This is a genomic window from Bradyrhizobium sp. CCBAU 51745 (assembly GCF_028128715.1).
GTDB lineage: Bacteria > Pseudomonadota > Alphaproteobacteria > Rhizobiales > Xanthobacteraceae > Bradyrhizobium > Bradyrhizobium manausense.
In genome coordinates this window covers 269,030-277,240 of the sequence record NZ_LBJP01000007.1, presented here as the reverse complement: position 1 = coordinate 277,240, position 8,211 = coordinate 269,030, and the positions used below count along the sequence as shown (strand labels likewise).

Genomic DNA, 8,211 nt, shown 5'->3' with positions numbered 1-8,211 from the left:
AACTTCGACCAACATGAAACGTCTCAAGATCCTGCGCCGGTGGTTTGCGCGAAAGTTCGGCTTGGCGCGGCTGCTGTGCCTTTCGCTGCTGGTCGTGTTCGCAGCTCTGCGCGTCTGGGATCCGCCGCCGGTACAGGAGCTGCGGCTGCGCGTCTTCGACATATTCCAGCATGTCGACCCTCGCCACAAGACGGTGCGGCCGGTCACCATCGTTGATATCGACGACAAGAGCCTCGCCAAGTTCGGTCAATGGCCGTGGTCGCGCACGCGGATCGCGGACATGATCACCAACCTCACCAATCTCGGCGCGGTGGCGATCGGTTTCGACGTGGTGTTTTCCGAACCCGACCGGCTCAATCCGGATCTCGTCGCCAACCAGATGCGTTATCTTGATGATGCCACCCGTGCCAGGCTGCGCGAGCTGCCGAGCAACGATCAGGTCCTTTCTGATGCCATCAAGCGCTCGCGCGTGGTGCTGGGCGAGACCGGGCAGCAGGAGATCACGTCCGACATCGACAAGACGCTGCCCTTTACTGGCGTTGCCACGGTTGGCGAAGCGAACGCCGAGCGCTTCATGTTCGAATTCCCCGGGCTGCTCCGCAACGTGCCTGTGATCGAGAAAGTCGCGGCAGGTCGCGGCCTGTTCAGTATTCCGACCGAGCGCGACGGTCTGATCCGCCGCGTGCCGATGATCATGCGGGCCCAGGGCAACACTATGCCCTCGCTCAACCTCGAGATCTTGCGCGTCGTCACGGGAACGCCGACGCTGCTGGTTCGCACCGACAAGACTGGCATCCGCGCCATTCGCCTCAAGGGCGTCGAGATCCCGACCGACAAGAACGGTCAGTTGTGGGTGCACTATGCGCGTCAGGATCCATCGATTTATGTCTCGGCGGCCGACGTTCTCGATAATTCGGTGCCGCCGAGCAAGATCAACGGCAAGCTGGTGTTGATCGGCACGTCCGCCGTCGGGCTGAACGATCTCAAAACCACGCCGGTGTCGGCGAACATGCCGGGCGTCGAGATCCACGCCCAGGTACTCGAAAGCGTACTGACCGGCGCGGTCATCTCGCAGCCGAACTACGCGCTCGGCGTCGAGTTGATAACCGCACTGATCATCGGCATCCTCGTCATCATCTTCACCCCGAATCTCGGCCCCGTTCGGCTGGTGCTGGCCGGCGCGATGTTTGCCGCGGTCCTGTTCGGTACGTCCTGGTTCTTCTACTGGAAATACCGCTACCTGATCGACTTCACCTATCCGCTGCTGTCGACCACCGCGATCTACCTCACCTTCATCTTCGCGAGCTTCGTGCGCGAGCAGCGCCAGCGCGTGCAGATTCGCGGCATCTTCGCCCAATACATGTCGCCGGTGCTGGTCGAGCAGCTGGCGCAATCGCCGGAGAAAGTCGTGCTCGGCGGCGAGGAGCGCGAGATGACGATCATGTTCTCCGATGTGCGCGGCTTCACCACCATCTCGGAGAGCTACAAGCACGATCCGCAAGGCCTGATCGCGCTGATGAACCGCTTCCTGACGCCGCTGACGGACGTGATCATCGAGCAGAAGGGTTACGTCGACAAATATATGGGCGACGCCATCATGGCGTTCTGGAACGCGCCGCTCGACGATGCCGAGCACCAGGTCCATGCCTGCGAGGCCGCGATCCAGATGCTCGAGAAGATCGACGTGGTCAACAGGGAGCGCGAGCAGGAAGCGGCCGACGGCGGCCACGTCTACATCCCGCTCAATGTCGGCATCGGCCTCAACACCGGCATCGGCGTGGTCGGCAACATGGGCTCCGATCTGAAGAAGAACTATTCGGTGCTCGGCGACAGCGTGAACCTCGCCTCGCGCCTGGAAGGCCAGACCAAGGAATACGGCTTCCCGATCATCGTCGGCTCGCGGACGGCGCTCGCCGCCAAGGACCGGTTCGCGATCCTCGAGCTCGACTTCATCATGGTCAAGGGCAAGACCGAGCCGGAGGTGATCTATGCCATCGCGGGCCGCGAGGACGTGATGCAATCGGCCGCGTTCCAGCGCCTGCGCAACATCACCATCGAGATGCTCGGCTGCTACCGCAATCGCGACTGGCAGGGCGCGCTCGACGCCATCGAGCGCGGCCGCCGCAGCGAGGACGCCGACACGCTGGAAAAGCTGTTCAAGCTCTACGAAGCGCGCATCAGCGAGTTCGAAGCCAATCCGCCACCGGAGGGCTGGACCGGCGCATATGCGCTGCTGACGAAGTAGGCGGCTACGCTAACGCTCCCGTAGGGTGGGCAAAGGCGCGTAAGCGCCGTGCCCACGACCTTTCGCCGAATGTCGAGGTGGTGGGCACGCTACGCTTTGCCCACCCTACGGCACCTATGCTCGCCGCCTTCACTCCACCCCGATCGTGGTCAAATCCTGGAACCAGTGCTGCGCCTGCACGAACTGCTTGATCTTCGGCGACAGCGCGTGCGGGTTGGTGTCGTGCACGACCCAGACCAGCACGGCATCGTCGACGACAAGCGCATGGGCCCGGGCCAGCAGTTCGTCCTGCTTGGCGCTGTCGAAGGTCTGCTTGGCCTGGTCGATCAGCGCGTCGACCTCAGGGTTCTTGTAGCCGCCCCAGTTGACGCCGACAGGCGCGATCTGGCCGGAGTGGAAGAAGCGGACGATGGCATAGAGCGGGTCTGACGTGACATAGGCGATGTTGTTGGCGGTGATGCCGGCATTCATCTCGTCGGCGGCGCCCTTGCGCCAATGCGTATAGAGCGTCTCGAGCTCGACCACCTTGAAGTCGATCTCGATGCCGATCTCCTTGAAACTCTGCTGCAGGAATTCGTTCATCGGCAGCGACAGCATCTGGCCGGTACCGCCCTGCGCGATGATGAAGGTGGTCTTCAGCGGCTTTGCTTTGGAATAGCCGGCTTCCTCGACCAGTTTCTTCGCGGCGGCGAGATCGTACTTCAATTCAAAACTGGGCTTACCGAACCATGGGCTCGACGGGTCGACCTGACCCTTGGCGGGTTTGGCGAGGCCGTTCATCAGGCCGACGACCTCGTCACGGTTGATGGCAAGGTTCAGTGCCTTGCGCAGGCGGATGTCGGTCCAGGGCGAACCCGGCAGCACGCTGAGATGATAATTCCAGACATGCGGCGTGACGTTGTCGACGAGCTTCATGCCGGCGGCTTTGAGCTGCGGTACGGCATCGGGAGCCGGCGTCTCGATCAGGTCGACTTGGCCGGCGAGCAGCGCATTGGTGCGCGTCAGCGCTTCCGGCATCGGCACCAGCACGATCTTGTCGACCTTGGGAATCCGCTTCGCGTTCCAATAGTCCGGATTCTTGGCTAGCTCGGCGAGCTCGCGCGGCACCAGCTTTGTCAGCTTGAACGGGCCGGTGCCGGAGGGCTGGCTTGCGAACTTGTCCCAGTCCTTGCCGAGCTTCTCATATTGCGCCGGGCTCGACACCAGGAACCACAGCATCTGATAGGGAAAGAAGGAATCGACCGTCTTGGTCGTGATCTCCACGGTGAAGTCGTCGATCTTGGCGTAGCTGGCGACCGAGGGCAGGCGGGTCTTCACCTGCGCGCTCTGGCGCTTGTCGAATTGCGGCGCCTTGTCGTTGAGCACCTTGTCGAGATTCCAGATCACCGCATCGGCGTTGAACTCGCTGCCGTCGTGAAACTTCACGCCCTTGCGCAGGGCGAAGCGCCACTTGGTCTTGTCGTTGTCGTCGACCTTCCATTCGGTCGCGAGCCCCGGCACCAGCTTGCCCGGGCGGTCCGCGACGTCCATCTCCCAGGCCACCAGCGGATCGTAGATGGTGTAGGCCGTGAACTGGTAGGCGCCGGCGCCGCGATCGGGCTGGCCTGATGTCAGCGGAATATCCGCCATCGAGATGCCGTAGCGCACCACCGTCTCGGCGCGCGCCGAGAGCGCTGATATCGCCAGCGCAAGCGCGGCGAGACAGGTCGTGAAACGAATACGCATGGCCCAAGCTCCCAGGAGAGATTCGGGGCCAAACCTGCAATCTTGATGCCAGAATAGGCAGGGCGGTGCCCATGCACACGCGCGATCACAAGGACTTGTCGTCGCAGGGGCAATTTGCAGAATAACTTTCCTCCACTGGCATAGCCATTGCATACGTTTGCATCAAAATTAATCATCGTTTCCGGGAAAAGGACGACGGCAATGCTTATCAAGACAACCGCGCGCGCAGCACTGATTGCTGCACTCGCCCTGACCTCTGCGGCCGCCTGGCCGCGCGCGGCCGGCGCCGAGACCGTGCTGCGCATCGGCATGACCGCGGCGGACATTCCGCGCACGCTCGGTCAGCCCGATCAGGGTTTTGAAGGCAATCGCTTCACCGGCCTCACCATGTATGACGCGCTCACCGGCTGGGACCTGTCGTCCGCCGACAAGCCGAGCGTGGTCATCCCCGGCCTTGCGACCGAATGGAAGGTCGACGATGCCGACAAGACCAAATGGACCTTCAAGCTGCGCCCCGGCGTCACCTTCCATGACGGCACGCCGTTCAATGCCGATGCCGTGGTGTGGAACGTCGACAAGGTCTTGAAGCAGGACGCGCCGCAGTTCGATCCGAGCCAGGTCGGCGTCACCGCCTCACGCATGCCGACGCTGGCCTCCGCGAAGAAGATCGACGACATGACCGTCGAGCTCACCACCAAGGAGCCCGACAGCTTCCTGCCGATCAATCTCACCAATCTGTTCATGGCGAGCCCGGCGAAGTGGCAGCATTTCTATGAAAAGGCCGAAGGCACTGACGCCAAGGTCAAGTCGCAGGCCGCCTGGGCCGCCTTTGCCAAGGACGCCGCGGGCACCGGCCCATGGAAGATGGCGAGCTTCACCCCGCGCGAGCGGCTCGAGCTGGTCAAGAACGCTGACTATTGGAACAAGGCCCGCGTGCCCAAGATCGACAAGCTGGTGCTGTTGCCGATGCCGGAGGCCAACGCGCGCACCGCGGCGCTGCTGTCCGGCCAGGTCGATTGGGTCGAGGCGCCGGCGCCGGATGCGCTGCCCGAGCTGAAGCAGCGCGGCTTCAAGCTCTACGCCAACGAGCAGCCGCATGTCTGGCCGTGGCAGTTCTCGCGCGTCGAGGGCTCGCCCTGGAACGACATCCGTGTGCGCAAGGCCGCCAATCTCTGCGTCGATCGCGAAGGCCTCAAGGATGGGCTGCTTGCGGGGCTCATGGTGCCCGCATCAGGCACCTTTGAACCCGGCCATCCCTGGCGGGGAAAACCGACCTTCGAGATCAAGTACGACAAGCCGGCCGCGCAAAAGCTGATGCAGGAGGCCGGCTTCGGTCCGAACAAGAAGCTGACGGTGAAGATCCAGACGTCGGCTTCGGGCTCGGGCCAGATGCAGCCGCTGCCGATGAACGAATATCTCCAGCAGGCGCTCGCCGAATGCTATTTCGACGTGCAGCTCGATGTCATCGAGTGGAATACGCTGTTCACCAACTGGCGCCGCGGCGCCAAGGACCCTTCGGCCAACGGTTCGAACGCGACCAACGTCACCTATGCGGCGATGGACCCGTTCTTCGCGCTGGTGCGCTTCCTGCAATCGGGCATGGCCCCGCCGGTCTCGAACAATTGGGGTTATATCAACAATCCCAAATTCGACGAGCTGGTCAAGACGGCGCGGCAGACCTTCGATCCCGCCGCGCGCGACGCCGCGCTCGCCGATCTGCATGCAGCCTCCGTCGACGACGCCGCCTTCCTCTACGTCGCCCACGACGTCGGCCCGCGCGCCATGAGCCCGAAAGTGACAGGCGTGATCCAGCCGAAGAGCTGGTTCATCGACTTCTCGCCGATTGCGATGCAGTGAGGTGATCGTCGCATCCAGGTCTCCCGTCATTCCGGGGCGATGCGCAGCATCGAACCCGGAATCTCGAGATTCCGGGTCTGGTCCTTCGGACCATCCCGGAATGACGGGGCTAAGTAAAATACGTGGGTGCCCGGGCCTTCGCCTCGCCGGAGCGGCTTCGGCCGAGCAGGCGGGACAAGCCCGGCCATGACGGCATCTCCGCGCTAACCGAGTAACCAAACGTGCTCGCCTATACTGCCAGACGCATCGTCTATGTCATCCCGATCGTCATCAGCGTCGCGCTGGTGTGCTTTCTGCTCGTGCACATCACGCCGGGTGATCCGCTGGTCGCGGTGCTCCCCGCCGATGCCTCGCAGGAGCTCGCGGCGCAGCTCCGCGCCGCCTACGGTTTCGACCGGCCGCTGCCGGTGCAGTTCGGGCTCTGGCTGTTGCGCGCGTTGCATGGCGACCTCGGCAATTCCATCGCGACCGGCCGCCCGGTGCTGGCCGAAGTCATGCGTGCGGTCGGCAACACGGTGACGCTGGCGATTGCCGCGGCCGTCATCGGCTTCACCATGGGCATCCTGCTCGGCCTGATCGCCGGCTATTTCCGCGAGACCTGGATCGACAAGGTCGCGACCTCGTTTGCCATCGCCGGCGTCTCGGTGCCGCATTACTGGCTCGGCATGGTGCTGGTCATCATCTTCTCGGTCGAGCTGAACTGGCTGCCCGCGGTCGGCGCCGGGCCCAACGGCTCCAATTCCTGGGCCTGGGACTGGGCGCATCTGCAATATCTCGTGCTGCCGGCGATCACGACCTCGGTGATCCCGATGGGCATCGTCACCCGCACCGTGCGCGCACTCACCGGCGATATTCTCTCGCAGGACTTCGTCGAGGCGTTGCGCGCCAAGGGTCTGCACGAACGCGGGGTGTTCCGCCACGTCATCAAGAACGCCGCCCCGACCGCGCTCGCGGTGATGGGGCTCCAGCTCGGCTACATGCTCGGCGGCTCGATCCTGATCGAGACCGTGTTCTCCTGGCCGGGCTCCGGCTTCCTGCTCAACTCCGCAATCTTCCAGCGCGACCTGCCGCTGTTGCAGGGCACGATTCTGGTGCTGGCGCTGTTCTTCGTTGTCCTCAACCTCCTGGTCGACATCGCCCAAGCCGCGATCGACCCGCGCATCAAGCGGGGCTAGCGGGATGAGGTTGAGTCATAGCACGTGCCACATAATAGGCGTCGTCCCGGCGAAGGCCGGGACCCATAACCCCGGTCAGCGGTTTTGGGACGAGCTGGCAACTCCGAGTCTTCGCAAAACTATTGCTGCGGCGTATGGGTCCCGGCCTTCGCCGGGACGACAGGGGAAATTGCAGCAATGACCGAGCTTCCCTTGTCCGCCACCGCCGACGCCGCACTGCAGGTCGCGCCCGCCACCAACGCCCGCGGCTATTGGGCGACGGTCGGCCGCCGCATCCTGCGCGACAAGGTCAGCATGGCCTGCGCCATCGTGCTGCTGCTGATCTTCGTCTCCGCGATCCTGGCGCCGTGGTTGGGTCTGGAAGATCCCTACAAGGGCTCGATGATCCGACGCCTCCGCCACATCGGCACATCAGGCTATCCGCTCGGCACCGACGAGCTCGGCCGCGACATGCTGGCGCGGCTGATCTATGGCGGGCGGCTGTCGCTGGTCATCGGCATTCTGCCCGTGATCCTCGCCTTCTGCATCGGCACCTCGCTCGGCATCATCGCCGGCTATGTCGGCGGCAGGCTCAACACCGCGATCATGCGCACGGTCGACGTGTTCTACGCGTTCCCCTCCGTGCTGCTGGCGATCGCGATATCCGGCGCGCTGGGTGCCGGCATCCTCAACTCCATCGTGGCGCTGACCATCGTGTTCGTGCCGCAGATCACCCGCGTCGCCGAGAGCGTCACGACCGGCGTGCGCAACATGGATTTCGTCGAAGCTGCGCGCGCCTCCGGCGCCGGGCCGCTCACCATCATGCGCGTGCACATCCTCGGCAACGTGCTGGGCGCGATCTTCGTCTATGCCACCAGTCTCATTTCGGTCTCGATGATCCTGGCCGCCGGCCTCTCCTTCCTCGGCCTCGGCACCAAGCCGCCGGAGCCGGAATGGGGCCTGATGCTGAACACGCTGCGCACCGCGATCTACGTCAATCCCTGGGTCGCGGCTCTGCCGGGCGCGATGATCTTCGCCGTCTCGATCTGCTTCAACCTGCTCTCGGACGGCCTGCGCAGCGCCATGGACATCAGGAATTGAGATGATGATGCGAAGGCGGACTATCGCGGCGTGCTCCGTACACCTTCCCCGTAGGGAGAGGTCGGATTGCATCGCCAGATGCAATCCGGGTGAGGGGTTACGCTGCACCGAGTTTGCCGCGCCCCCTCA

At 63.7% G+C, this 8,211-nt stretch carries 5 protein-coding genes; 4 read left to right on the top strand and 1 reads right to left on the bottom strand.

Translation table 11 applies throughout. From position 1 onward, the window contains the following. Positions 1-13 precede the first annotated feature (13 nt). Complete coding sequence (locus tag XH98_RS08605; protein ID WP_271599126.1) at positions 14-2,245, top strand: CHASE2 domain-containing protein; 2,232 nt, start codon at positions 14-16, stop codon at positions 2,243-2,245. Between the two features lie 129 nt (positions 2,246-2,374). Here XH98_RS08605 and XH98_RS08600 read toward each other — a convergent pair whose 3' ends face one another. Continuing rightward, positions 2,375-3,970, bottom strand: coding sequence for an ABC transporter substrate-binding protein (locus XH98_RS08600; RefSeq protein WP_271599127.1), 1,596 nt, complete (start codon positions 3,968-3,970; stop codon positions 2,375-2,377). A 201-nt stretch (positions 3,971-4,171) separates the two neighbouring features. On the opposite strand from XH98_RS08600, the gene XH98_RS08595 reads away from it, so the two are divergent. The 3 genes from XH98_RS08595 to XH98_RS08585 all read left to right on the top strand — a co-directional run bounded on the left by XH98_RS08595 (position 4,172) and on the right by XH98_RS08585 (position 8,082). Then, the gene (locus tag XH98_RS08595; RefSeq protein ID WP_271618359.1) at positions 4,172-5,827 is read left to right on the top strand and encodes an ABC transporter substrate-binding protein; all 1,656 of its coding nucleotides are present in this window, start codon (positions 4,172-4,174) and stop codon (positions 5,825-5,827) included. Positions 5,828-6,048: 221 nt separating this feature from the next. After that, positions 6,049-7,002 (top strand): ABC transporter permease, encoded by a 954-nt coding sequence (locus XH98_RS08590; RefSeq protein WP_271599129.1) that lies wholly within the window; start codon positions 6,049-6,051, stop codon positions 7,000-7,002. A gap of 177 nt (positions 7,003-7,179) precedes the next feature. Continuing rightward, positions 7,180-8,082, top strand: a complete 903-nt coding sequence (locus tag XH98_RS08585) for an ABC transporter permease (protein ID WP_271599130.1) — start codon at positions 7,180-7,182, stop codon at positions 8,080-8,082. Positions 8,083-8,211 lie beyond the last annotated feature (129 nt).

Excerpts from the sequence above, each read along its gene's own strand:
- XH98_RS08605 (WP_271599126.1), top strand. The coding sequence starts at position 14 with ATGAAACGTCTCAAGATCCTGCGCCGGTGGTTTGCGCGAAAGTTCGGC.
- XH98_RS08600 (WP_271599127.1), bottom strand. The coding sequence starts at position 3,970 with ATGCGTATTCGTTTCACGACCTGTCTCGCCGCGCTTGCGCTGGCGATA.
- XH98_RS08595 (WP_271618359.1), top strand. The coding sequence starts at position 4,172 with ATGCTTATCAAGACAACCGCGCGCGCAGCACTGATTGCTGCACTCGCC.
- XH98_RS08585 (WP_271599130.1), top strand. The coding sequence starts at position 7,180 with ATGACCGAGCTTCCCTTGTCCGCCACCGCCGACGCCGCACTGCAGGTC.